General features: G+C 62.0%; 24 protein-coding genes and 3 pseudogenes. 14 read left to right on the top strand and 13 right to left on the bottom strand.

The annotated features are described in order from the left end of the window. Positions 1-187: 187 nt before the first annotated feature. Positions 188-823 carry a 2OG-Fe(II) oxygenase family protein gene (locus tag P3T23_RS30460; protein ID WP_429319800.1) on the bottom strand — a complete coding sequence of 212 codons (636 nt, stop codon included), beginning with the start codon at positions 821-823 and terminating at the stop codon, positions 188-190. A gap of 159 nt (positions 824-982) precedes the next feature. Continuing rightward, positions 983-1,243 (bottom strand): annotated as a pseudogene (locus P3T23_RS30455) (biosynthetic-type acetolactate synthase large subunit); the annotation flags it as partial. A 1-nt stretch (position 1,244) separates the two neighbouring features. On the opposite strand from P3T23_RS30455, the pseudogene P3T23_RS30450 reads away from it, so the two are divergent. Next, positions 1,245-1,385, top strand: a pseudogene (locus P3T23_RS30450) (thiamine pyrophosphate-dependent enzyme); the annotation flags it as partial. Here P3T23_RS30450 and P3T23_RS30445 read toward each other — a convergent pair. Further along, positions 1,385-1,507: pseudogene (locus P3T23_RS30445) on the bottom strand (copper chaperone); the annotation flags it as partial. The pseudogenes P3T23_RS30450 and P3T23_RS30445 sit on opposite strands and share 1 nt — an antisense overlap. Positions 1,508-1,673: 166 nt before the next feature. Here P3T23_RS30445 and P3T23_RS30440 point away from each other — a divergent pair. Next, on the top strand, positions 1,674-2,252 hold the full coding sequence (locus P3T23_RS30440; RefSeq protein WP_429319799.1) for an AraC family transcriptional regulator: 579 nt from the start codon (positions 1,674-1,676) through the stop codon (positions 2,250-2,252). 288 nt (positions 2,253-2,540) lie between these two features. Continuing rightward, positions 2,541-2,840: an ArsR/SmtB family transcription factor gene (locus P3T23_RS30435; RefSeq protein WP_429319798.1), complete on the top strand. Its 300-nt coding sequence runs from the start codon at positions 2,541-2,543 to the stop codon at positions 2,838-2,840. Positions 2,841-3,027: 187 nt separating this feature from the next. On the opposite strand, the gene P3T23_RS30430 is transcribed toward P3T23_RS30435, so the two are convergent. Further along, positions 3,028-3,936, bottom strand: coding sequence for a LysR family transcriptional regulator (locus P3T23_RS30430; protein WP_429319797.1), 909 nt, complete (start codon positions 3,934-3,936; stop codon positions 3,028-3,030). Between the two features lie 95 nt (positions 3,937-4,031). On the opposite strand from P3T23_RS30430, the gene P3T23_RS30425 reads away from it, so the two are divergent. From P3T23_RS30425 to P3T23_RS30400, 6 genes are all read left to right on the top strand, one after another. Further along, on the top strand, positions 4,032-5,024 hold the full coding sequence (locus P3T23_RS30425; protein WP_429319796.1) for a ketopantoate reductase family protein: 993 nt from the start codon (positions 4,032-4,034) through the stop codon (positions 5,022-5,024). 59 nt (positions 5,025-5,083) lie between these two features. Next, the gene (locus tag P3T23_RS30420) at positions 5,084-5,476 is read left to right on the top strand and encodes a VOC family protein (protein WP_429319795.1); all 393 of its coding nucleotides are present in this window, start codon (positions 5,084-5,086) and stop codon (positions 5,474-5,476) included. Position 5,477: 1 nt separating this feature from the next. Beyond that, positions 5,478-5,936, top strand: a complete 459-nt coding sequence (locus tag P3T23_RS30415; RefSeq protein ID WP_429319794.1) for a MaoC family dehydratase — start codon at positions 5,478-5,480, stop codon at positions 5,934-5,936. Then, complete coding sequence (locus P3T23_RS30410) at positions 5,936-7,159, top strand: CaiB/BaiF CoA transferase family protein (protein ID WP_429319793.1); 1,224 nt, start codon at positions 5,936-5,938, stop codon at positions 7,157-7,159. Before P3T23_RS30415 ends, P3T23_RS30410 begins: the two co-directional genes overlap by 1 nt. Next, positions 7,156-7,989, top strand: coding sequence for a shikimate dehydrogenase (aroE, locus tag P3T23_RS30405; RefSeq protein ID WP_429319792.1), 834 nt, complete (start codon positions 7,156-7,158; stop codon positions 7,987-7,989). Before P3T23_RS30410 ends, aroE begins: the two co-directional genes overlap by 4 nt. 321 nt (positions 7,990-8,310) lie before the next feature. Next, the gene (locus P3T23_RS30400; protein WP_429319791.1) at positions 8,311-9,285 is read left to right on the top strand and encodes an alpha/beta hydrolase family protein; all 975 of its coding nucleotides are present in this window, start codon (positions 8,311-8,313) and stop codon (positions 9,283-9,285) included. 265 nt (positions 9,286-9,550) lie between these two features. Here P3T23_RS30400 and P3T23_RS30395 read toward each other — a convergent pair whose 3' ends face one another. Continuing rightward, a complete protein-coding gene (locus P3T23_RS30395) occupies positions 9,551-10,396 on the bottom strand; it encodes a helix-turn-helix domain-containing protein (protein ID WP_429319790.1) in 846 nt (281 codons plus the stop codon). 42 nt (positions 10,397-10,438) lie between these two features. Beyond that, positions 10,439-10,996 (bottom strand): carboxymuconolactone decarboxylase family protein, encoded by a 558-nt coding sequence (locus P3T23_RS30390; protein WP_429319789.1) that lies wholly within the window; start codon positions 10,994-10,996, stop codon positions 10,439-10,441. Positions 10,997-11,232: 236 nt separating this feature from the next. Between P3T23_RS30390 and P3T23_RS30385 the strand changes: the two genes are divergently transcribed. Both P3T23_RS30385 and P3T23_RS30380 read left to right on the top strand, forming a co-directional pair. Beyond that, positions 11,233-11,502 (top strand): MoaD/ThiS family protein, encoded by a 270-nt coding sequence (locus tag P3T23_RS30385; RefSeq protein ID WP_429319788.1) that lies wholly within the window; start codon positions 11,233-11,235, stop codon positions 11,500-11,502. A gap of 197 nt (positions 11,503-11,699) precedes the next feature. Beyond that, positions 11,700-12,869 (top strand): WD40/YVTN/BNR-like repeat-containing protein, encoded by a 1,170-nt coding sequence (locus P3T23_RS30380; protein WP_429319787.1) that lies wholly within the window; start codon positions 11,700-11,702, stop codon positions 12,867-12,869. Between the two features lie 81 nt (positions 12,870-12,950). Here the strand turns inward: P3T23_RS30380 and P3T23_RS30375 are convergent, their stop codons facing one another. After that, entirely contained in the window at positions 12,951-13,835 is an 885-nt protein-coding gene (locus P3T23_RS30375) for a LysR family transcriptional regulator (protein WP_429319786.1), read from the bottom strand. A 115-nt stretch (positions 13,836-13,950) separates the two neighbouring features. Between P3T23_RS30375 and P3T23_RS30370 the strand changes: the two genes are divergently transcribed. Beyond that, positions 13,951-14,829: an NmrA family NAD(P)-binding protein gene (locus tag P3T23_RS30370; RefSeq protein WP_429319785.1), complete on the top strand. Its 879-nt coding sequence runs from the start codon at positions 13,951-13,953 to the stop codon at positions 14,827-14,829. A 45-nt stretch (positions 14,830-14,874) separates the two neighbouring features. Here P3T23_RS30370 and P3T23_RS30365 read toward each other — a convergent pair whose 3' ends face one another. From P3T23_RS30365 to gtdA, 4 genes are all read right to left on the bottom strand, one after another. Continuing rightward, a complete protein-coding gene (locus P3T23_RS30365) occupies positions 14,875-16,086 on the bottom strand; it encodes a 3-hydroxybenzoate 6-monooxygenase (RefSeq protein WP_429319784.1) in 1,212 nt (403 codons plus the stop codon). Positions 16,087-16,246: 160 nt separating this feature from the next. Further along, on the bottom strand, positions 16,247-16,888 hold the full coding sequence (maiA, locus tag P3T23_RS30360) for a maleylacetoacetate isomerase (RefSeq protein WP_429319783.1): 642 nt from the start codon (positions 16,886-16,888) through the stop codon (positions 16,247-16,249). A gap of 33 nt (positions 16,889-16,921) precedes the next feature. Further along, entirely contained in the window at positions 16,922-17,620 is a 699-nt protein-coding gene (locus P3T23_RS30355; protein ID WP_429319782.1) for a fumarylacetoacetate hydrolase family protein, read from the bottom strand. Positions 17,621-17,693: 73 nt separating this feature from the next. Continuing rightward, complete coding sequence (gtdA, locus tag P3T23_RS30350) at positions 17,694-18,740, bottom strand: gentisate 1,2-dioxygenase (RefSeq protein ID WP_429319781.1); 1,047 nt, start codon at positions 18,738-18,740, stop codon at positions 17,694-17,696. A 184-nt stretch (positions 18,741-18,924) separates the two neighbouring features. Between gtdA and P3T23_RS30345 the strand changes: the two genes are divergently transcribed. Beyond that, complete coding sequence (locus P3T23_RS30345; RefSeq protein WP_429319780.1) at positions 18,925-19,860, top strand: LysR family transcriptional regulator; 936 nt, start codon at positions 18,925-18,927, stop codon at positions 19,858-19,860. An 80-nt stretch (positions 19,861-19,940) separates the two neighbouring features. Here P3T23_RS30345 and P3T23_RS30340 read toward each other — a convergent pair whose 3' ends face one another. Both P3T23_RS30340 and P3T23_RS30335 read right to left on the bottom strand, forming a co-directional pair. After that, positions 19,941-21,299 (bottom strand): MFS transporter, encoded by a 1,359-nt coding sequence (locus P3T23_RS30340; protein ID WP_429319779.1) that lies wholly within the window; start codon positions 21,297-21,299, stop codon positions 19,941-19,943. A 250-nt stretch (positions 21,300-21,549) separates the two neighbouring features. Continuing rightward, a complete protein-coding gene (locus P3T23_RS30335; RefSeq protein ID WP_429319778.1) occupies positions 21,550-22,542 on the bottom strand; it encodes an ABC transporter substrate-binding protein in 993 nt (330 codons plus the stop codon). A gap of 257 nt (positions 22,543-22,799) precedes the next feature. Here P3T23_RS30335 and P3T23_RS30330 point away from each other — a divergent pair, with 257 nt between their 5' ends. After that, positions 22,800-23,279 (top strand): FAD-binding protein, encoded by a 480-nt coding sequence (locus P3T23_RS30330; RefSeq protein ID WP_429319777.1) that lies wholly within the window; start codon positions 22,800-22,802, stop codon positions 23,277-23,279. Positions 23,280-23,295 lie beyond the last annotated feature (16 nt).

Genomic DNA, 23,295 nt, shown 5'->3' with positions numbered 1-23,295 from the left:
ACCGTGGACATGTTGGACTGGCAATAGCGCCGGGCGCCTCACTGCGGGGCGCGGGCCCGACGGCGTCGTACTGCATTCAACTATAGTACGCCGAGACCATGCTGACGTCGCTTGCGACGCCGCGATGCGGACCACCGGTCAGCCGTCGCCCCGCAGCCGTCCGGGCCCTGCCCGATCAGGTCGAACACTATTCCTTGCCCCATAGCGGCGGGCTCATAGCCGTGTCGTAAGCGGTGAACATGACGTTGAAACTAACGCTGATGCGCGGGCGGCCGCTCATGTTCGCTGACACAGAGTGCGGCAGCCAGGCGGGAAACACGAGCAAGGTGCCATCGCTCACTGTCACCACCACCTGGTCGGTGTTGTACGCCGTCAATTCGGTGATCGGCGGACGAATGATGGCAGTCTGAGGACGCGGATCGTGAAAATTGATCGTGTCCGAGCCGGTCTGGGTCTGCAGGTAGTAAACGCCGCTCAGGAAATTGTTTGGATGGCTGTGCATGGGGTGTGCCGCACCAGGGTCCAGCACGTTGGCCCAGCACCCAGTGATACGGAACGGTGCACCGACTACCTTGATAAAGTCGAGCACATTGCTCACGGCGGCTTCGATATGGGGGATCAGCGCCGCAAATTCGGGTTTCTGCTGGAGCGCGTGCCCGGATTGCCAGGCGGCGCCTGTGCGGGTTCCTCCACCAGCGCCCATCAAGGTTTCAACGTACGCCAGCAGATCCCGGTTAAGTGGTTCGTAGCACGCCGGCTCAAGGCGGCCCTGCCAAACGAAGGTTGGGAACAGACGTACAACGTCGGGAGTTGGGGGCTGCATGGCCGCTTGCGCGATGCGCCGTCAGACGAACACAGATCTGTAGTATAGCTGCGAAGTCAGCATGCAGCCGACAGCACAGGCAACCTCAACGAGCGGGACCTGTGGCGGATGCGGAGTGGCTATGGTTTGCCCGTGCGTTCCTGGTGAGCACGTGCCGGCTTAGAACATATCCGCAGCCCCTTGACGCCCTGCACTCTTACCTCCACCAGGTTCCCGCTCAGACCGGGACGGGATAAACGGCCCGGTGATCATATTCGCGTAGCTTTGCCCCGGCCCCACCATCGGAAACACGTCAGCGTTCTGGTCGATCATGACTTCGAGGAAAGCCGGTCCGTCAAATTCCACGAAGGCCCTGAGTTTGTCCTCGAGCTCGCCGAGCGTTTCAACGCGGCAGGCAAACTCAAACCCGCCGGCCCGAGCCACGTATGGCGTGCCCGTCAAGGTACTTCTGCTCAACAATATCGGTGACGGGATGATCCGGCAGTGGCAGCGTCTCTTTTACGACGGGCGGTTGTGCGTGAGCGACAAGTCGCTTCATCGCAAGGATTTTGTCATGGCAGCGACGCTCACCGTCTTCGCGTCAATGTCAACGTTGACCTTCGCGTCGGCATCGACGGTCTTCATCGCATGCTCAATCGTTGAAACATCGTCCGGGCGGATTTCATTTTTCATCGAGAATTTCACTTGTCACCTCTTCAGTCAACAACGCGTGTACGGTCGAATCTACGTAACCTTGAACGCCTACGAGAGACACTACATCTGCCCCCTCAGTGCCCCCATCAACGCGAGGCTTGTGGATTGGCGTAAGTCGATTCCCAGCCGCCGCCGAGCGCCTTGCAGGTGACGGCTCATGCATGTTGCGATGATGCTGTACGCAGGTTTTCGGCTGCTCGAAGTGATGGGCACGATGGATGTTTTCCACGAAGCGAACCGTCTGTGCGGCGCAATGTTGTACGAGCAGCATCTCGTGGGGCCGTCCCCGGGGCCCGTCCTCTGCTCGAATGGCATAGCGGTGGGCACGACGGAATGTCTGTCGGATGCGCATACTTCATTCGACATCGTCGTAGTGCCAGGTTCCCCGGTCATCGGTACGGGGCGTGAGCACCGCGAACTGGTGGACTGGCTCAGTGATGCCGGACGTAGGGTGCGAAGGCTCGCGTCGGTGTCCAACGGGGCTTTTTTAATCGCACGCGCCGGCCTTGCCGACCATCGCGCGTTGACCACGCATTGGCGCGACGCGCCACATCTCTCCATCGAGTATCCCTTAGTACACTTCGTGAGCAATCAAGGCTGCTTGAAGGATGGCAACCTGTACTCGTCGCGCGGCGTAAGTGACGGCATCCAGGTGGCCTTGGCTCTGGTCAGGGAGGACCTTGGCGAAGAGTTCGCCAGAAGCATTACAGAGTCATTGTCGCGGCAGCGCAAGTGAGCGCAAAGTCAAGGCTCGTTCAACGAACCGGGATGCCGCTCGCCATGATGCGATGGCATCCACCTGAATCGTCTCACGAATGCCGGTCATGGCCCAGATGCAGTGAGGTTTGGCCCATGCACCGACACCAGGAAGACGCAAGAGTGCCACGGATATGTTCTAGCGAAGATGAGCTCCGGTCTCGCAAAGAGTGACACGACCATGAGCGCAACCTGATGGGTGCAATGCGTTTTCGGAGTGACCTCCCGCGTATTAGTTCAGCTTCTATCGAGGTGTTTGTCGAAATCTATGGCTAACGAGAATTTAATCTATAAAGCACTCGCAAATCCGTTCCGGCGCGAGATCTTGAGGTGGTTAAAGGCGCCCAACAAATACTTTGTAGAGGGATACGTCGATCTTGGTTGCGGGGTACCGTCAAATGCAATCCATGCGCGCGGTGGGCTATCTCAATCGACTGTATCAGCGCAAGTCGCGGTGTTGGTCAAGGCGAGACTGCTCGTTTCGACCCGTGTTGGTCAGTGGATGTTCCTAGCGCGAAATGAAGAAGTCATTCGCGCCTTCGCGACAGAGATCATGTTGCATCTGTAGCCGCTGGCTTTATCGACCGAGGGGTCGGTCACCCAGGCAGGCCTTCTACAGTGCGGCGGTCCATGTTCACTTCGATCGTGGCGAGACGGCCGTCGTGGGTGATGGCTCACGAACAGTTCGCCATGACTCGTCCGATATACCAGCGCCTCGGTGATAGTTCGACGCGAGCCCCTTCGAGGTACGCGCCTTATCGGCCCGATGTTCCAAACAACTGCACCACCAGACCGCGCAGCCAACGGTTACCCGCTTCGTGGTGATATCTGGCGTGCCAGTGCTGCCGAACGGCGAAACCTTCTACGGGAACCGGGCACGGATGGACCGCCAGATCGTTGACCTTCGCCAGCGTCTCACCGATGTGTCGCGGCAGCGTGGCGATCAGGTCGGTGCTCTTGATGATCGCCCCGAGCCCGAGGAAACCTGGTAACTCCAGCACCACGTCGCGATCGATGTGTTCGCGTACCAGCGCCTGTTCGAGCAGTTGTGCTCCCGTCCCCGCGCTGATCGCGACATGCCCCTCCGCGCGATAGTGCTTCAAGCCGAGTCTGGTGCCCAACCGCGGGTGACGGCGATTCGCCAGACAGACCCAGTCCTGCATGTATAGCTGCTGCTGGTAGATCTCACCGCCAAGCCACGGCACATGGCCGATCGCGAGGTCGGCCTCACCGGATTCCAGCGTCCGTTCCGTATTGCCGTCGATTCTCGTCGCTTCCAGCCGCAAGCCCGGTGCCTGCGCGCGCACGTGCGCCAGCATTCGTGGAAGCAGCGTGATGTGGCTGGCGTCGGTCATGCAGATACGGAACCGCCGTTTCGCGGTGGCTGGATCGAACGCTATTTCCCACGCAGCGAAGCGCCGCAGCGATTCGAGAATCTCCCGGCACGGCCCGATCAGCGCATCGGCTTGCGGCGTCGGTGCCATGCCGCCCGGCGTACGTATGAACAAGGGGTCCTGCAGATACTCCCGCAAACGCCCCAGCCAGATGCTAATCGTCGGCTGGCTCTGCCCGAGTTGCTCGGCCACGCGCGTGACGCTGCGGACATCGTAGAGAAGGTCGAAAAGCTGCAGTAGCTTCAGATCGGGAAGTTCTGTCGAATTCATGGCTATATTGTCCAGCGCAATGATGTCATTGTACCCATTGCATTGCCGGCATGAGCGCCAAATCGTATCCTGGTCTCCATATCAAGGAGATAGCAGTGAAGATTGCGATTCTGGGTGCGGGCGCACTGGGCTGTGCCATTGGCGCGGCGCTGACCGAAGCCGGCAACGAAGTCTGGTTGCTGAACCGCTCGGCGGCGCATGTGGAGGCCATGCGGCGCGATGGTCTGCGCGTTGACGACGCGAATGGCTCGCGTCGAGTGAAGGTCCAGGCGACGACACGGGCCGCCGAGGCCGGCGCAGTCGATCTGGTCGTCGTGCTGGTCAAGTCATTTCATACCGATGCGGCGATGCGCGGCGCCCTGGAACTGATCGGACCCGAAACGCTGGTCCTGTCGTTGCAAAACGGCCTTGGGCACGAAGATGTGCTCGCCGACATCGTGGGTCGCGAGCGGGTGCTGGCCGGCAAGACCTACGTCGGCGGGGTGATGCGCAATCCGGGGCACATCGAGTCCGGCGTCGCCGGCAAGGCGACTTACATCGGCGAACTCGATGGCCGGGTCACCTCCCGCGTGACGGCGATCGCCGAAATCTTCAATGTCGCCGGACTCGTCACCACGGTCAGCGACAACATCGTCGGCACGATCTGGGACAAGCTGCTGGTCAATGTCGCAACAGGCGCGCTGACCGGCGTCACGGGCCTGACCTACGGGCAACTCTACGACGAGCCGCTTCTGAAAACGGCCGCGCTCGCGGCGGTCGCCGAAGCGATGGCGGTCGCCCAGGCCGCTGGCGTGACGCTCTCTACCACCAATCCTGAGGGCCCGTGGACCCTCGCCGGCGAAGGACTTTCCGCCGCCTTCAAGACCTCGATGCTGCAAAGCCTCGAAAAAGGCTCCATCACCGAAATCGACTTTATCAACGGCGCGGTCGTGCGCTGGGGACAGCGGCACGGCGTGCCGACTCCGGTCAACGCGACGCTGGTGGCCTGCATCAAGGGCATCGAACGTGCCATGACCGACCGGCAACTCAGCAACATCTTGCATGGGACCAGAGTAAGTGCTTTGCATGGGACCGGAGTATCGCGCTAAAGCGCGAACTCTGGTCGACAGCTAAATCGCCCACTCTGGTCGACAAAGGAGACAACCACATGAACGGCAGCAAGGCCTATCTGGAGCATGTCGCCATCTGGGTGAAGGACATTCACTGGCACATCCGCTTTTTCGAAGACGTACTCGGCATGACGATGCGCGAGGTCGACGGCACCATCGAGGAACCCCGGCAGTACTGGACGCTCGGCGGCCTGCAATTCATCCATGACCCGAACCACGAAGGCCCTGAAGGCCGGCTCGCCCACCTGGGCGTGATGTGCGAAGACATGGAGGCCGCGCTGGCCGCCGCGCAACGGTATGACGTCAGCGAAATGCCGCAGGGACGCAACTGGTTGCGCCTGCCGGACGGCCTCGCCGTCGAACTGATCCAGGCCAGGCCCGCTTCGTGCGTGGCGCGGGCACTGGACATCAACCCGCGTGCGGAGGTGTGACATGACGATCGTCGATAAATACTGGGACGATGCCCGCGAGGGTGACGAATGCGTGAGCCCGAACTACACAGTGACGAAGGAACGTATTCTTGCCTACGCCGACCTCACCGGCGATCACACGCCGGTGCATGTGGACGAGGAATATGCGAACGCGAGCCACTTCGGTTCGATCGTCGCGCACGGTCTGTTTGGTTTGTCTATCGCCGATGGGCTCAAGACCCAAAGCGAATACCGTTTCCTGCCAGGCATGTCGCTCGGCTGGACGTGGGACTTCCATTTGCCGATCAAGGTCAACGACGTGCTGCACGTGAAGTTCCGAGTGGGTTCGATGCGTGCAAGCAGGAGCCGTCCCGGTTGGGGTATTGTCGTGCTGCCGTCTGAGCTGATCAATCAGGACGGCCAGATCGTTCAGCATGGCGAGCATCGTCTGATGGTGCCGCGCCGACCGGGAGCATTCTGATGCAGGCACGTCCTCTCGAAGGTATCCGCGTCGTCGATTACAGCCATTTTCTGGCCGGTCCGTATGTTGGGCGCTGTCTCGCGGCGCTCGGCGCCGAAGTCATCAAGGTCGAGCGCCCCGGCAGCGGCGACGCGGGGCGTCAGCACGCCACTGTGCTCGATGACGAGCAGAGCGGCTATTTCCTGCAGCTCAATATGGGCAAGCGCGGCGTCAGTATCAACATGAAGGACCCGCGCGGCAAGGAGTTCATGCAGCGGCTGTGCGACTCGGCAGATGTGTTCGTCGAGAACTACCGGCCCGGTGCGCTGGGCAAGCTGGGGCTGGGTTATGACGAATTGTCCGCGCGAAATCCGGGCCTTGTTTATTGCTCGATTTCGGCTTACGGCCATACGGGACCGGATGCGCATCGCGCCGGCTTTGGCCTGATCGCCGAAGCGAAGAGCGGGATCATGCAGATGATCGGCAATCCCGGCGAGCCGCCGCCGCTGATGCGCATCTCGCTCGGGGACATGTACACCGGCATTCACGCGGTGGCGGCGATCAATGCCGCGCTGCTCGGTCGCGTGAAGAGCGGTCGCGGCCAGCACATCGACATGGCGCTGTACGACACGCTGGTGTCGATGCACGAATACGCGGTGCAGTGCTACACGATGCAAGGCATCGTGCCTGAACAGACCGGTCACGACATGCCCACGTCGACGCTCTATGGCGTGTTCCGTGCCGCCGATGGCGACCTCGTGATCGCGGCGCAGGTGGACGACGCGTGGAAGCGCTTCGCCGCCCTCATCGAGGCGCATGGAGGACCGGCCGGCTTCGGCACCGATACACGATTCCACAACCTCGCAGGACGCAATGCTCATCGGCTCGAGATCCTGGCGGTGGTGCAGCCCTGGGTTGCCGGCCGACCGGTGGCGCAGGTGCTGGAACTGCTCGATGGAATCGATGTGCCTTGTGCCAAGGTGCAGCGCATCGACGAAGTGCTGGCCGATCCGCAAATCGTCGCGCGAGGCATGGTGGTCGAGCAGGAGCACCCGCGTTACGGGAAGTTGCGCCTGCCGAACCTGCCGTTTCGCTTCTCCGACTGCGACACGACAATCCGCGAGGTCGCGCCCGATCTCGGTCAGCACAATGCGGAAGTGGCGCAATCGCTGGGCTTCGGCGCTGCCGAGATCGACGCGATGCAGACCGACGGTGTGTTGTATTCAAGGGTGAGGCCATCATGACTGACCAATACGCGGTGATCGGCAATCCGATCGGACACACGAAATCCCCATTGATCCACGGTCTGTTTGCGCAGGAGACGCGGCAGGACATGTCCTATGCGGCGATCGAAGGTCCGATGGAGCCGCCGGACGCGTTCGCCGGGACCGTGCGCGCGTTCATCGCGGCGGGCGGCAAAGGCATGAACGTGACCGCGCCCTTCAAGCTGAAGGCGTTCGCGATGGCCGACGAACGCAGCGAGCGCGCGGCACTGGCTGGTGCCGCCAATGCGCTGAGCTTCAGAGACGGCAGGATCGTCGCCGAGAATTTTGACGGCGTCGGTTTGGTGCGCGACATCGAAGTCAACCTGAAGCTGCCGATGGCCGGCAAGCGCGTGCTGGTCCTCGGCGCGGGTGGCGCAGTGCGTGGTGCTTTGCTGCCGTTCCTTGCCGCGCGACCCGCTGAACTGGTCGTCGCCAACAGGGACATTGCGAAGGTTCGGGCGCTGGTCGAACAAGTCGCCACGAGCGGTCCGTTGGCCGCCTGCGGGTACGGCGATCTTGAGGCGATGGGGCAGTTCGACCTGGTGGTCAACGCGACGTCGGCCAGCCTTACCGGCGATCTGCCGCCAGTTCCACCGACTGTTTTCAGTCCCGCAGGCGCGGCTTACGAACTCGCCTACGGCAAGAGACTAACGCCCTTTCTGCGGCTGGCCCGCAATGCGGGTGTGCGGGGTGTCGCGGACGGTGTCGGCATGCTGGTGGAGCAGGCAGCAGAAGCGTTCGCCTGGTGGCGTGGCGTGCGGCCCGAGACGCGCGCCGTCATCGACCGGCTGACGGTTCCGCTCGATTGAACGCGTGAATCCCACGACAACGCGTTAAGCTGGAAGCCATTTTTCCCACAAGACTGACTCTCACCGACCCTGTAGTCATTCGGCTTTCGGGAAAGCAGACGCTCGTGAACTTCCTGTACCACGCAAGGTTGACTTTGGATAGGGTGGAGATTCTTCTGCGAAGCGATCAACGCGACCGGTGCGCCCGGCTCAGGTGACTGCTCGACGAGCGGAGTTCCAGGTCCATCGAGAAGCCCGGGCACTAATACGGTCCGTTTCACAACGGTCACTCACTACCGGTCGAGCTGAGCGACGACAACAAAGGAGATCGCCGTGAGATTGATGGCCGTGATCACCACCCTTTTTGCCCTGGTTGCCGCGCCTGCCCTCGCCGCCGAGGTCGGCTTCGAGGAGGTCAAGATAGCGAATGGCGCGGAACCGCCGCTAACGGCCGGGATCTGGTACCCGACTACCGCGCCGGCGACACCGCACTCGCTGGGCAATGTTACCCAGACTGTGGCGCCGGGCGCTCCGATCGCTGGCCATCGCCTGCCGCTGGTGGTGATGTCGCATGGCGGCGGAGGGTGGTACGACGGCCATTACGACACGGCGCTCGCCTTGGCTCACGCGGGCTTCGTGGCGGCGGCCGTCAGCCACGCCGGTGACACTTTCGATGACCAGAGCCGGGTTTTGCAACTGTGGCGCCGTCCCGCCCAGCTTCACCGGCTGGTGGACTACATGATCGATGAGTGGCGTTGGCACGGGCGGCTGGATGCGGCCCGCGTCGGCGCGTTCGGCTTTTCCAACGGCGGCTTTACCGTGCTCGTGGCCGCAGGCGGGATCCCGGACCTTTCGGAGATCGCCCCGTATTGCGAGGCCCACCCGGAGCATGACCTGTGCGCGGCCCTGAAGCACGCCGGCGTCGATCCCCATTTTGGCCCGGATGTTCCCGCCGGCGCCTGGGTCCACGATCCGCGCATCAAGGCCGTAGTCATCGCTGCGCCAGCGTTCGGCTTCGCCTTTGGCCGCGCAGGGCTAAGCAGCGTGCGCGCCCCGATCCAGCTCTGGCGAGCAGCCGACGATCGTCATCAGCCACATCCCTATTATGACGAGGCGGTACGTGCCGACCTGCCCCGACCGCCCGAATATCACGTGGTCGCCAACGCAGGCCACTACGACTTCCTGCCACCCTGCGATGCGCGCCTGTCCCGGAAGACGCCGGAAATCTGCACCAGTCTGCCGGGCTTCGACCGCGCGGCATTCCATGAACAATTCAACGCCGATGTGGTGCAGTTTTTCCAGGCAGTGCTGCAATAGGAAACTTCTCGTCTGTCGTGCGCTGGCACTGGGAGTCATGAGCTCCTTGACCGTCGCCTTTCGAGAACTACGGCCGAGGGTCCTTCCTGGCCGACTGCCGCCCGACGCGGTCGACGGCAGCCGCCCCTTCTTTGCCGTTCGATCCTCGACCCGTTGAATGGCGGTTTCCGGAGGTCGATCCGACACCTGAAGTACTGCGACATACGTGCCGGTCCGACTGACGGAGGCTGGCCGGCCGGGCACGCAGGTTCCACCGGCAAGCGGCTCAGTGATGCCTTGACGGCACGGCGAGCAACTGCTGGTGGCGCGCCTCGGTTTCGTCATCGGCGGGGAACATGCATTCCAGGCGTAGTTCCTGCGCCGCAACGTTCTGCGGTGCGCCAACGGTCGTGACCATCGAGAAATAGCGAAGCACGACTCCCTCGCTGACGAAACCCATCGGAATGACGGGCATCGTAGGCGTGGTGGACGGCCCATGATGCGTCTTCCAGCCGCGCGGCACGTGTGGATAGGCGAGTAGTTCATCAAGCAGATGCCTGGTTTTGCCGTCAAGCACGTGGCCAACCGACTCGCGATGCACCCGTTGCAGCAAACTTCGCGCGACGTTGTCCCAATCCGCCACAAACGGACGCATTCCCTGCGGATCGAAGATCAGATGCAGCATGTTGCGCGGGGCTTCGCGCGAGGCCAGGTCAATGAAGTGATTGAAAAAGCGAGGCGCTGCATCGTTGGTCATCAGCACATTCCAGTGGCGGTCCATGACCATCGCAGGAAACGGTTCATGCTGACGAACGACGCGCTCAAGCGCGCGAACGACACTATGCATTTCCTGTGCATTCCATGGCGCCTCCGAATACATGGGCGCGTAGCCAGCGGCGAGCAGCAGTGCGTTGCGCTCGCGCAGCGGCACGTCGAGCGTTTGCGCAAGCACCAGCAGCGTGTCCCGACCCGGCACACTGCGCCCGCTTTCGATGAAGCTGATCTGCCGCTGCGAGACACCGGCCTCGAGCGACAGATCGAGCTGACTCATGCCACGCACGTCGCGCCAATAGCGCAACAAATCCCCAAGTTCGCCCGGCGGCATGTTCGAATCGGGACGGGTGGCGTTCATCGGATTTCCCTGATCGAGAAAGATCAATATAACGTAACCGACTCAGGGTGCGGGCACATGCCAGACGAATTCCTCGAACGGTGCTTCGAGCGCCGGCTGGGTAACGCTGCCGGTGTAGTTTGTGATGGTCGATGCGGCAACTACCGCGATCACCTCAAGAATTTGCTCGGAGCTGTAGCCCGCTTCGAAGAAGCGATTCTGGTCCGAAATGGCCAGGCGGCCGCGCTTTTCAATCAGTGTGCGCGCCAGCATTGACAGCGCGGCCAGTCCGGGATCATCGGGCAGGATGCCACGCCGGATCGCATCGACATCGGCGGGATGTACGCCTTGCTTCAACGCGAGCGCCGTATGAAATGCGACCGCCCATTCGCTGGCGTTCGTGACCGCGTTGGTCAGAAGCAGCGTCTGGATCTGTGGTTCCGTGAGGCTGCTCGAATGCACGCGCTCGAACAGCCCGATGAACCCGTTGATCAGCACCGGTGAAGCGGCCATTTTTGCCGCGATGTTCGGAATCATGCCGAAAACCTGCTGCAATTGCTCGAGAACTGGCTTCGATTGCGCGGGAGCGGATTCGATCGTGTGAGCGGGAAAGTGGGACATGGTATCTCCTTGGCGGTGAGCGTAACCGGATTGGTTGCGCGACAGCCAAAGAGTAGGAGCGGCTGCCCGGCGCGCCAATTACATCGCATGTAATCGCTGTGCATCGAAGCAAGGTCGGCGGCGTGTGGGCGTGCGGTGCTCTATCGTCTTTTGTATGGCGATGCCCCGAAGCACACGGCGGATCGCCTAAACTACAGAATCAACGGACACGGCCATTCCCGCGCCGCTACCCCGCCATGGCGCACATCTTCTTCGCTGCTTCGATTCAGCGGCATATCGCAACGCCCGAGCGCGAGGTCGACGCGCGCACGCTCGGCGAAGCGCTCGAGGCCGTCTTCGCCGAGCAACCTCGACTGCGCGGCTACATCCTTGACGATCAGGGCTCACTGCGGCGGCATCTCGCCGTGTTTGTCAACGGCCGGCCGGTGCGCGACCGACAACACCTGTCCGATGCGCTCGGCGAGGAAAGCCGGGTTTACGTCGTACAGGCGCTGTCGGGCGGATAAGGGGGTTCCATCCGTACAAGAGCTTTGCATGGGACCAGAGTGCAATGCATGGGATCGGAGTAAGCGCTGAAGCGCCAACTCTGGTCGAGCTTTGCATGGGACCAGAGTAAGCGCTGAAGCGCCAACTCTGGTCGAGCTTTGCATGGGACCAGAGTAAGCGCTGAAGCGCCAACTCTGGTCGACAGGAGAAACTCGACATGAGCGATCGATTACTTGTCGCAACCCGCAAGGGACTGTTCGTTCTGCAAGCCGATGGCGAGGGCGGCTGGACGCTCGGTGAGCCGTATTTCGTCGGCGAGCCGGTGAGCATGGTGCTGCCTGATCCGCGCGACGGATCGCTGTATGCCGCACTCAATCTCGGCCACTTCGGCGTGAAGCTGCATCGCCGGCGCGCCGGCGCGCAGGATTGGGAAGAGTGCGCGGTTCCCGTCTACCCGCCGCAGCCTGCCGGGGAGACGCTTATCGGTGACGGCGCGAATGCGAGCACGAACGCGAGTGCAAACACCAGCGCGGACAATGCGAGCGCCGCCGCGCCCAGCCCGCCGCCTCCCTGGACGCTTCAGCAAATCTGGTCGCTCGAAACCGGCGGCCCGGACGAGCCGGGCGTCTTGTGGGCCGGCACGATTCCCGGCGGGCTCTTCCGTTCCGACGATGGCGGCGACACATGGGTGCTCAACCGTGCGCTGTGGGATCGCCCGGAACGTCGCGAATGGTTCGGAGGCGGCTACGACGCGCCGGGCATCCATTCCGTGATGGTCGATCCGCGCGACAGCCGGCACGTGACGATCGGCGTGTCGTGCGGCGGCGTCTGGCAAACCGCGGACGGCGGCGCGACCTGGCGCGTGAGTGCGGAGGGCATGGAGGCCGACTACATGCCACCGGAGCGGCGCGGCGATGCCAACGTGCAAGACCCGCACCGCGTAGTGCAATGTGCGGCAAACCCGGATGCGCTGTGGACGCAGCATCACTGCGCGATCTTCCGCTCGACCGACGGCGCGGCGCACTGGCAGCGGATCGAAGCGCAGCCATCGAGCTTCGGCTTCGCGGTTGCCGTGCATCCGCGCGAGCCGGACACCGCGTGGTTCGTGCCCGCCGTGAAAGACCAGTGCCGGATCCCGGTGGACGGCCAGTTCGTCGTCACGCGCACACGCGACGGCGGCCGCACGTTCGAGCGTTTCTCGAACGGGTTGCCGCCTGCACCGGCCTATGACCTCGTGTATCGGCACGGGCTCGCTGTAGATGACTCCGGCACGCGCCTCGCGATGGGGTCAACCACTGGCGCGCTATGGACGTCCGACGATGGCGGCGAAAGCTGGCATTTGATTTCAGCGCATTTGCCGCCTGCTTATTGTGTTCGGTTTGGATGAGGGCGCGGGGCGGGCCAGTTCAGCGAGCAACCGCGAAGAAACCTGGCGGCGCCGAGACTCATTGTGGTCGCTCACGCCGCTTCATTTGCGCTCCCGTCTCGAGAGTTCCTGCAGGATGTTCATGAATGCCCGCACCTTCGCGCTCAGCAGCCGGCGCGAATTGTAAAGCGCCCAGATCTCCACGCGCGAACCCACCTCACCCCAGCAGGCGAGTCGTCCTGTCGCCACGTCGTTGTCAACCAACAGTCTGGGCAGGAGCGCTGCGCCCACGCCCTCGAGCACCGCTTCTCGCACCATTAGCAGAGATGACAGCCGCAGGACCGGCGTCGGCCTGATCGCTCTGATGCCACCGTCTTCCGTTCGCATGTCCCATCGCGCGTCCGATGATGCCCCGGTCGACATCACTGCCGGTACCGCACCCCCTTCTGCGTCGGGTGTCACGCCCGAGGGAATCGATATGGACGGCGCCGCAACCACGAGGCGCTGATCGCCGAGAATGCGACGGCCCACGAGTTGCTCATCATGCGGCGGGTCGATACGGATAACGAGGTCGTAGCCCTCCTCCACCGGATTCACAACGCGGTCTTCCGCGACGACTTCGAGTTCGACCTGGGGGTAGGCAAGCGCAAAGCGCAGCGCGATCCGGCACAGCACGACGTGCGCGAACACGACTGGCGCACTGATGCGCAACCGCCCGCGCGCCACCGGAGCGCTCGAGGCAATCGCTTCACCCGCCTCCTGAATTTCCGCCATGAGCCCCCGCGTGCGTTCATGGAGCGCGAGGCCCTCTTCTGTAAGACGTAGCCTGCGCGAACCTCGCTCGATCAGCCGGACGCCAAGACTTTCCTCCAGTTCGGCCACGCGCCGCGAGAGCGTGGCCTTGGGCCGGTCAAGCGCCCGACTGGCGGGCCCAAAGCCACCGTGCAGTGCAACCGCATTGAAATCACCAAGCGAAGTCAAATCCATGATCGTTCCGTTTTTGAGACGAAGTGTCTGAATTCTGTCACTTTCAGCCTGGCCACGGAACGACTATTGTTTGCCTTACGGGCTGACCCAGCCCATCCACTTCAAGGAAACAGTCATGGCAATCCTCGTTACAGGCAGCACCGGCGTCATCGGCAAACAGGTTCTCGAGCATCTGGGAGGCAGCGGCGCCGCGGTCCGCGGACTGACCCGCACACCGGAGCGGGCGCAATTCCCGGCCGGCAACGTCGCCGTCAAGGGCGATCTGTCCGACGTCGATGCGGTGCGCCAGGCGATGAACGGTGTCAGCACGTTGTTCCTGCTGGCGCCTAATGCTGCGGACGAACTGACTCAGGCGCTGCAGACCCTGAGCATCGCGCGCGAAGCCGGTGTGAAAGGCGTGGTCTATCTGTCGGTGTTCAAGGGCGCCGAATACGTCGACGTGCCGCACTTCACCGGCAAACATACGGTCGAGCGCATGATCGAACACCTCGACCTGCCGGCGACGGTGCTGCGCCCTGCGTATTTCATCCAGAACGACATCCGGCAGAAAGAGCCCCTGCTTTCGCACGGCGTGTACGGCATGCCGATCGGCGAGAAAGGCATTTCCATGGTCGATGTTCGCGATATCGGCGAAGCAGCCGCTCGCGAGCTGCTGCGCCGCGAGCGTGCCGCGCGCCCGCTGCCACGCGAGACTTACGAACTCGTCGGTCCCGACGTGATCAATGCGCAGACCGTGGTTTCTATCTGGACCGAGGCGCTGGGACGTCCGATCCGCTATGGTGGTGACGATCTCGACGTCCTTGAGGACCGCCTCAAGTCGGTCGCCCCTGCCTGGCTGGCGTACGACATGCGGCTCATGATGAACCGCTATCAACAGGATGGTGCCGTCGCCTCCAGCGCGGACGTCGAGCGTCTGGCGACGCTATTGGGACGGCAGCCGAGATCCTACCGGGACTTTGCTGCCACGATGGCTGCGGCGTGGCGCAAGGACTGACCTGCGAGGAAAGGCGCGCGGCAAAGTAGCGCGCCGTCGAGTCGATCACCGAATGACAGCGCCATTCAGACAGTCTTCGGCGCGCCAGCCGTGCAACCACGCCAACGCGTCGTAGAACTGTTCCTGCGTGCGGCCGACCCAAAGCGAATTACGCACCAGACGCTCGACACCCTTCGCGTGATAGATGCGGCCCATTTCGCGTGCCGAATACAACACGCGGGCCGTGCGCGGAATACGCGCCGACTCGTACAGCTTGAACGCGGCTTCGAAATCGCCATCGGTCGCGGCAACGGACGCGCCGAGCGTGACCGCATCTTCGAGCGCCTGACACGCACCCTGCGCGAGGTACTGGGTCATTGGGTGCGCAGCGTCGCCGAGCACGGTGGCGCGCCCATCGCTCCAGCGTTCTACGGGATCGCGGTCCGCCGTGGCCCAGCGCTTCCATGAAGTCGGCCGGTCGAGCATCTGGTGCGGCAGCGGATGAATGCCCTCAAAGTACGACAGCACTTCCTCCTTGCTGCCTTCGCGAACGCCCCATTCTTCCTTTTCGCGGCTATGAAACGTGACGACGAGGTTGTACTGCCGGCCGCCGCGCAATGGATAATGCACCAGGTGACAATGCGGACCCGCCCACACGACAGGCGCATTGATTTGCAGGTCCTTGGGCATGTTTTCGACATCGACGACCGCGCGATACACAACATGCCCTGTCACGCGATGCTCGTCACCGATCAGCGCCTTGCGTATCGCCGACTTCACGCCGTCACAACCGATCACCGCGTCCGCGCTATACCGCTCGCCATGCTGGTCGGTGACGGTCACACCGTCGGCATCCTGATCGAGCGCGCAGACCTGCGTGTTTGTGCGGAACTGGATCAACGGATGATCCTTGACGGCTTCGAGAATCGACAGATGGATGTCCGCGCGGTGAATCACCGCATACGGATTGCCGAAGCGCGTGCGATATGGCGCGCCGACGTCGATGTGCGCGATTTCCTTCGCATCGAGCGCATCCCTCAGGCTCAGGTAGTCGGTGAACACGGCCCGGCCGCGCGCCGCCTCGCCGACACCCAACGCATCGAGCGCGTTGAACGCGTTCGCGGCCAGCTGGATGCCCGCGCCTATCTCCTTGATTTCCGGAGCCTGCTCGAGCAGTTGCACTCGAATACCCTGCCGCGCGAGCGCCAGCGCGGCGGCGAGGCCACCAATGCCGCCGCCGATCACGAGCACGCGCCGCCCTTTGTCTGTCTCACTCATAACTGTCTCCTGTGTCGACCAGAGTTAGCGCTTTAGCGCTTACTCTGGTCCCATGCAACCGTATGTCGACCAGAGTTAGCGCTTCAGCGCTTACTCTGGTCCCATGCAACCGTATGTCGACCCGAGTTAGCGCTTCAGCGCTCACTCCGGTCCCATGCGATCAAGCGATGTAATCGGGCTGATGCTGCGGCTGTGCGACATCGAATGCCGGGTTTTTCAACGCGTGTTCATACACGGCGAGGCTGCGAGGATAGGCGCTCAAATCACAGTCCATGCGCAGCGCGTTGGCGATCTGCGGCACGAGAGACAGGTCGGCGAGCGTCGGTTGCGCGCCGAAGCACCACGGGCCTTCGTTGCTGCGTTCGAGCATGCGCTCGACGCCCGCCATCCCTTGGGCGATCCAGTGCCGATACCACGCGGTTTTTTGCTGCGGCGTAACCTTCAGTTCCGTCTCAAGATAGCGCAGCACGCGCAGGTTATTGACGGGATGGATGTCGCAGGCAATCAGCGTCGAAAGTTCGAGCACGCGCGCTCGCAGTTCCGGTTCGAGCGGAATCAGGCGCGGCTCGGGATGCGTCTGGTCGAGATAGTCGATGATCGCGAGTGACTGGCCGAGCTTGAAATCGCCGTCGATCAACGCGGGTACCAACGCGGATGGATTCACGTTCGCCACGTAATCCGCTGCGCGATGCTCGCCGACGCGGATATTGACGGGCAGCGTGTCGTACGCGAGACCTTTGAGCGCGAGCGCAATACGCACGCGGTACGACGCCGAGCTGTTGAAGAAGCTATGGAGTTGCACGAGTAGACCTCCGTCCAATACAGATTACGTATATCAGGCCACGCGTACCGTCACTTCGCCCAGACGCTCGACGCCGGCTTTCATCGTGTCGCCCGTCTTCACTGAGCCAACGCCTTCAGGCGTGCCCGTGAAAATCACATCACCCGGTTCGAGGCGGAAGAACTTCGACAGGTCTGCAACGGTTTCGGCCACTGACCAGATCAGATGCGACACATCGCTCTTCTGCTTCGTCTCGCCGTTGACGGTCAGCCACAGACCGCCGCTTTCAAAGTGACCTACCGTGCTGGCGGGATGAATCGGGCCCATCGGCGCGGAACGGTCGAATGCCTTGCCGATTTCCCACGGACGACCCATCTCGCGCATCTTCATCTGCAGGTCGCGGCGCGTCATGTCGAGACCGACCGCGTAGCCCCAGACATGATCCAGCGCCTGTTCGACCGGAATATCCGCGCCGCCCTTGCCAATCACCGCGACGAGTTCCGCTTCGTAGTGATAGTTCTGCGTCTGCGACGGATACGCCAGGTCGAGCGTCTCGCCGTACGCGACGGGCACGATGGCATCGGCCGGCTTGCAGAAAAAGAACGGCGGCTCGCGATCGGGATCGAAGCCCATTTCGCGCGCGTGCGCAGCGTAGTTGCGGCCCACGCAATAGATGCGGCGCACCGCGAATTGAGCGTCGCTACCGGCGACGGGAACGGCAACGGGTGCTTCGGGCGGGAAAACAAAAGTCATGATGATCTCAAGTCGACAGATAAGGGAGAGCACATACGCATGTGCAGGACGCGCGTCTGGAAAGGCAGGTTGGTCAGCCGCGTTCTTCGCGCAGCAGATTCAGCGCGGCAAGCACGGGACGGTCCGAATAACTGAACAGCACGCTTTCCGCCGACGCCGACAGTTGCACGGGCGCCCACGACGGCGCGACGAAGACGTCGTGCGGCTCGAACGTGAATTCGTCACTGCCGATCTTTACGGTGCCCTCGCCTTCGACGACGCAGTAGACGGTCGCATCGGTGCTGCGGTACGCGCGGCCCGTAAAGCCGGCGGGCAGGTATTGCATGAAGGTCGCGATGGTCGGCATCGGCCAGCCGCCTGTCGTCGGGTTCACGTAACGCAGCTTCACGCCGTCCCACTCGTCGAGTTCGCCGTTGCGATACAGCGCGTCGAGCGCTTCGCGGCTGCGCTCGTAGGGGTAGCTGAAAATCGGCGAGGTGGGATCGGACACGCGATGCCGCACCGGCACCATGTTGTGACCGAAGCGCGCGAAGCTGTCGCCCTCGGGGCGTGCAACCGGCTGCGTCGCCTCGGGGTAGTTCTCGGCAAAACCGGCGTCCATCTGGGCAACGAGGGGAATATCGAGACCATCGAGCCACACGACGGGCTGGCCGCCGTCTTCCACCGACGGGTTGCCGTGGTCGTGCCACGTCCACGACGGCGTGATGATGAAGTCGCCCGGACGCATGGTCGTGCGCTCACCGTTCACGGCCGTCCACGCGCCCTTGCCTTCAACGATGAAACGCAGCGCCGACTGCGTATGCCGGTGACTCGGCGCGATCTCGCCAGGCAGGATCAGCTGAAGTCCAGCGTACAGGTTCGGCGTCATGCTGGACTTGCCAGGCAGACCGGGGTTTTCGAGCACCAGCACCCGGCGCACAGCTTCTTCGGCGCTGATGACGGAGCCGGCCTGCATCACGAGATCGCGCACTCGCGCGTATTTCCAGATCGCGGGCTGGGCTTTGGGTTGCGGCGTCTTCGGCACGAGGTTGTGCAGCGATTCCCACAGCGGCGACATGCGCTGCCGCGCGATTTGCTCGTAGTAGGCCGCGCGCGATGCGCCTGGGTTGTTGTCTGTCATTCGCGTCTCCTTTCGGTCTCACGTGGGTCGGTCGCGTCGGCGGATCACGCGTCGGTCTCCTATACCCTGTGCATCATTTATATGCGATAAAGCTATACCCAGTAAAATGGCAAAAACATCTAGTCCATACGGTTTCGGATATATCTCCACAGCCGTAGCGGGAATCTGACAGGAGGATTGGGCGATGGACTGGACTTACCGTCTTCGTCTGAGGCATCTGCAGGTGCTGCTGAGCCTCGCGAGCACAGGCAATTTGAGTCAATCGGCACAGGCGCTCAATACGACGCAACCGGCGCTGTCGAAATGGCTCAAGGAGCTGGAAGAGGACGTCGGCCTGCCGCTATTCGAGCGGCACGCGCGCGGCTTGCGGCCCACGTCGTATGGCGAGGCGCTGATCGAACACGCGCGCCGCATCGAAGCACACCTCGATGTTGCGCGCGACGACATGCAGGCAATGCGTGAAGGCGGCAGCGGCCTCGTGAACATCGGAACATCGGGCGTATCGGCGGCCGATACAGTGCCCCTCGCTGTGGCCCGGCTGCTGGAGCGCATGCCTCGCGCGCAGGTACGGCTCGTGGAGAGCACGATGAACCAGCTGATGCCGCAGCTTGCGCGCGGCGAGCTGGATATCGTCGTTGGGCGGTCCGGTCAGCAGTACGACGATCCGCAGTTGCAGACGGAGACGCTCTATACGGAGCCGATCAACTTCGTCGCAGGACCGCAGCACCCGCTCGCCGGGAACTCAACGCTCACCTGGGATGATGTCCTCGCCTATTCGTGGATCGTGTGGCCGCAAGGCACGCCTGTGCGAACTGCACTGGAGGCAGCGCTTGCGGCGGAGGGGCGCGCGCTGCCAGGCCACTGCGTCGAATCCAATTCGTCGATTCTCAACCTGACGTTGCTGAACAACACGGAACTGGTGGGCGTCGCGTCGCATCGGGCCGCCCTTCGATTCGAACAATTGAACGCGCTTCGTATTCTGCCCGTTCAACTCGAGGGCTTCGGGTCCGTCTCGGTCTACTGGCACTCCGAAAACGTCAATCGCATCGCGGTGGCCATGGCATTGGAGAGTCTTCGCGCATTCGCGGACCCACACATGAAAGAATGGCACACCGTTTAAGGCTTCAAACGCTTCCCCTGTTCAATCCCGTCAGGGGCAGGTATCTGCATCTGGTATGGCGAGGCACCACTACCGGCCGGTCAATGACTCAGCGATCTGACTCCGTCGGGCGCAGTTCTGAAGGCGTTCGGCGGTGCAAGCTGCTTGACCAGCAAAGCGATGCACGAAAGGGCTCCGGCAACGGCGATCGTCGCGAAGACACTTGCAAACGTAAAATGCCAGCGTACGAGTTCGGCTACGAGAAACGAGCCTGCGATCCCGCCAAAGCGGCCCATGCCGAGCATCCACGCGACACCGGTGCCACGCCCTTCCGTCGGATAGAAGGCGGCCGCCAGAGCATTCATTGAGGCTTGTGCGGTGTTCGTCAGCACGCCGGACACAAGTACGATTGGCACGAGCAGGCCCAGGTTGGCTGCCGTCGCTCCAATACAAAAGAGGCTGATCGCTGCGAGCGCGTAGCACGCGGCAATCACGAGATTTGCATTGAAACGATCCATCAGCGCGCCGCACACCACCGCTCCGACACCACCAAGCGGGAACAGTGCGGAGATCAGCGTCGCGCTCTTCAGGCTCAGGCCTGCATCCTTCAGCAGAATTGGCATCCAGTTGATTAACGCGTAGATGATCAAGAGACCCATGAAGGCCGCGAGCCATAGCATCAACGAACCGACGATGTATGAACGCGACAGCACAAGGCCAAGCCCGTTGTCGCCCGTTCCCGGCGAGCTCTCGGTCAGTGCGAAGCCGCGTGCATTGATTGCTTCATGGGAGATACGCACCAGTATTGCCCGAATGCGCGCTACGGGCTTGCCATTTGCAACCATGAAGCGTACCGATTCTGGCATCTTGAACAATAGCAGGACGCTGTGGAGTATCGGTGTGACCCCGCCCAGCATCAGAACACTTCGCCAGCCAGCGTGGGGAACCAACCATGCCGCAAGCAGTCCGCCCAACGCCGCGCCGAGTGGGAATCCGCAGCACATCAGGCTGGTCACAGTTGCGCGGCGTCGGGTCGGGCAGAACTCGTCCATCATTGTCACCGCGTTAGCCATCGCTGCGCCGAGACCGACGCCCGTGATGAAGCGCAGCGCAGTCAGTTGACCAATGTTCGTCGAGAATGCGGACCCGAGACAGGCAACACCGAAGAGGAGCACAGACCCGACCACCAGGGACCGCCGTCCGACACGGTCGGACAAAGGGCCGGACACGAGCGCGCCGAACGCGAGGCCGAAGAGCGCGGCACTCAGGACTGGTGCGAGCTCGGGCTTTGCGAGATGCCACTCAGTCAGTAACGACGGTGCGATGAAACCGATTGCCGCAGTGTCGAAACCATCCAGCATGACAATCACGAAGCACATGAAAAAAATGAGTCGTTGAAAGCGGCCGAACGGGTGCTCATTGATGAACCCCTGGACGTCAACCAGCGAAGCACGTTTCATCGTTTGTCTCCTGCCAGTTACAAAGGGTCGCCCTGGCCAGCGCATATAGCGCTGGTTGACGCTCAGAGCCGATGCACGACGACCGCACCGCACGGCAAGATGCAGCGCATGACAGGTGTCGCCTGGAAGCCGTCGCCGGTCGTCGCCGTCGCGTTGATGATCGGGCGCGTAGCCCGTGAGGATGTCCTTCTGTCTTGACGAAACATACGACACGTGTCCATTTATCCCGGCATATCCTTGGGGCTCTCCTTCAAATTGCAAAGCTTTCGAGGCTTGCCGGATGGAATAGCTCACGCGGTTCAAGCCGGCGACTTGACAGCCCCTCTGCATAATGGCGGGCGAGAAAACGGTCAATGGCATGCTCATTATCCGAAAAGCCGTATGACCAGAAGTCCGTACCCATCAGTTTGCGAGCAGCACGCAGATGGTCCTCGACGAACGGCAGGGTAACTTTCGTAGCCGCCGTATCGCTCAACCGCGCCAACGCAAGGGCTTTAGACTTTTCAAATGCCTTCGTCAATGCGCCCGGTAGCCAGGGATGACTCTCCGCGAGCGTCTTCCTGACTCCAAGCGTGTGCATGATAGGAAACAGCTTGGTACGTGCGTACCAGTCTGCTGCGGCCTTGTGCGGATCGTCGAACAGATACTTGACCTGGGGATGCCCACGGTCAAAGCATGAAGGCGCTCGCGGTCCAATGACGGCATCGATTTCCCCGTCCGCCAGCAGGCTCGAGATCGTCTTGCCTTCGGGAGCGTTCTCCAGCTTGACATCCGAAGGCAAGTTCAGCGTGATTTTCTCGACCCTTGTGGGATCTTCGTATCCACCGCGCACCCAGGTCACATCAGAAGGCTTTACACCGTACTCCTCCTCCAGCAGAAGGCGTACCCATACGTTAGCCGTTAGCTGATATTCCGGCACGCCGATGCGCTTGCCTTTCAGGTCTTCCGGGCTGTTAATGCCCCTATCCGCGCGCACATAAACCGACGTGTGTCGAAAGGCTCTCGACGGAAAGACCGGCACGGCGATGTAGGGTGAGGTCCCCGCAGCAGTCTTCACTGAGTAGCTGCTGAGCGAGAGTTCGCAAATATCGTAGTCCGCGTGTCTGAAAGCGCGAAAAAAGATCTCCTCAGGATCCTGCAACATGAAGACCGGGTCCACGCCTTCGATTTGAACCTCACCGTCGACCAACGGCCTGATCCGGTCGTAGTTGCCTACGGCGACGGACAACTGAAGCTTGCTCATTGATTCTCCTGTTCGTTGCTGAAAGTACAACCTTGCGAGATCGAGGCTTTGTGTGTGAACGGACAACGGTGGTCTAGATCGGCAATGACCAATATTCGATTTACGTCGAATGATCTGTTAAAGAACGACTTCTGTCAAGAAGTTCTGGAAGTTCTCCGACTACGTTACGGAATCACGCATCAAGGCTGGGGCGGGAAACATGTGCACCTGCAGCAAAAGGACCCGACAAGATTTGCCAGTGGATTCCCTGGAGTTTCTTGACATTGTTCCGCGCTCGTCGGCGCGTGACAATTGCGACCGGCGGGTACACGGGCAGCCAGGAAATGCGCCAGGAACACTCACGCAAGCCCACAGTCGAGCTCGGACTCGGCTTGCCTGGCAACGTCGGCGAGGGTATTCGTCCAGGTCTATCGGCCGGTGGGCGACTCGACCACAACTCCGAGGACACTGGTTTCTACGTGCCAATGTCAGTGTTTTCGAACGAGACTGGCGATAAGGTGTTGTGGGGGCACTTCATGCTTGACCGTCCCAAGCCCGGGTTCATTGCAGTGGGCAAGGACGGGAACCGCTTCACCGACGAGGCGGCGTCGTGCCACGCTTTCACCCTCGGGATGTTCAATGCTGGTGCTATCCCGGCATATCTCATTGCCGACGCGGCGCAACGCTTGCAGCCGCGTCTGACGAGAGACCGGCACAAGCACCGTGTGTGTAGAGCATGGCCCAAAGTGCAGTCGTGATGAGACTGGCGAAGTC

Origin of the sequence: Paraburkholderia sp. GAS448 (assembly GCF_050435685.1) — a bacterium.
In the GTDB taxonomy this organism is placed as follows: domain Bacteria; phylum Pseudomonadota; class Gammaproteobacteria; order Burkholderiales; family Burkholderiaceae; genus Paraburkholderia.
Note: the sequence above shows the minus strand (reverse complement) of the source record. Positions and strands in the feature narration are given on the sequence as shown.

Excerpts from the sequence above, each read along its gene's own strand:
- P3T23_RS30420 (WP_429319795.1), top strand. The coding sequence starts at position 5,084 with ATGAACGGCAGCAAGGCCTATCTGGAGCATGTCGCCATCTGGGTGAAG.
- P3T23_RS30440 (WP_429319799.1), top strand. The coding sequence starts at position 1,674 with ATGCATGTTGCGATGATGCTGTACGCAGGTTTTCGGCTGCTCGAAGTG.
- P3T23_RS30380 (WP_429319787.1), top strand. The coding sequence starts at position 11,700 with ATGAGCGATCGATTACTTGTCGCAACCCGCAAGGGACTGTTCGTTCTG.
- P3T23_RS30335 (WP_429319778.1), bottom strand. The coding sequence starts at position 22,542 with ATGAGCAAGCTTCAGTTGTCCGTCGCCGTAGGCAACTACGACCGGATC.
- P3T23_RS30435 (WP_429319798.1), top strand. The coding sequence starts at position 2,541 with ATGGCTAACGAGAATTTAATCTATAAAGCACTCGCAAATCCGTTCCGG.
- P3T23_RS30390 (WP_429319789.1), bottom strand. The coding sequence starts at position 10,996 with ATGTCCCACTTTCCCGCTCACACGATCGAATCCGCTCCCGCGCAATCG.
- P3T23_RS30345 (WP_429319780.1), top strand. The coding sequence starts at position 18,925 with ATGGACTGGACTTACCGTCTTCGTCTGAGGCATCTGCAGGTGCTGCTG.
- P3T23_RS30340 (WP_429319779.1), bottom strand. The coding sequence starts at position 21,299 with ATGAAACGTGCTTCGCTGGTTGACGTCCAGGGGTTCATCAATGAGCAC.
- P3T23_RS30375 (WP_429319786.1), bottom strand. The coding sequence starts at position 13,835 with ATGGATTTGACTTCGCTTGGTGATTTCAATGCGGTTGCACTGCACGGT.
- gtdA (WP_429319781.1), bottom strand. The coding sequence starts at position 18,740 with ATGACAGACAACAACCCAGGCGCATCGCGCGCGGCCTACTACGAGCAA.
- P3T23_RS30370 (WP_429319785.1), top strand. The coding sequence starts at position 13,951 with ATGGCAATCCTCGTTACAGGCAGCACCGGCGTCATCGGCAAACAGGTT.
- P3T23_RS30410 (WP_429319793.1), top strand. The coding sequence starts at position 5,936 with ATGCAGGCACGTCCTCTCGAAGGTATCCGCGTCGTCGATTACAGCCAT.
- P3T23_RS30460 (WP_429319800.1), bottom strand. The coding sequence starts at position 823 with ATGCAGCCCCCAACTCCCGACGTTGTACGTCTGTTCCCAACCTTCGTT.
- P3T23_RS30355 (WP_429319782.1), bottom strand. The coding sequence starts at position 17,620 with ATGACTTTTGTTTTCCCGCCCGAAGCACCCGTTGCCGTTCCCGTCGCC.
- P3T23_RS30395 (WP_429319790.1), bottom strand. The coding sequence starts at position 10,396 with ATGAACGCCACCCGTCCCGATTCGAACATGCCGCCGGGCGAACTTGGG.
- P3T23_RS30400 (WP_429319791.1), top strand. The coding sequence starts at position 8,311 with ATGGCCGTGATCACCACCCTTTTTGCCCTGGTTGCCGCGCCTGCCCTC.
- P3T23_RS30430 (WP_429319797.1), bottom strand. The coding sequence starts at position 3,936 with ATGAATTCGACAGAACTTCCCGATCTGAAGCTACTGCAGCTTTTCGAC.
- P3T23_RS30385 (WP_429319788.1), top strand. The coding sequence starts at position 11,233 with ATGGCGCACATCTTCTTCGCTGCTTCGATTCAGCGGCATATCGCAACG.
- P3T23_RS30415 (WP_429319794.1), top strand. The coding sequence starts at position 5,478 with ATGACGATCGTCGATAAATACTGGGACGATGCCCGCGAGGGTGACGAA.
- aroE (WP_429319792.1), top strand. The coding sequence starts at position 7,156 with ATGACTGACCAATACGCGGTGATCGGCAATCCGATCGGACACACGAAA.
- P3T23_RS30365 (WP_429319784.1), bottom strand. The coding sequence starts at position 16,086 with ATGAGTGAGACAGACAAAGGGCGGCGCGTGCTCGTGATCGGCGGCGGC.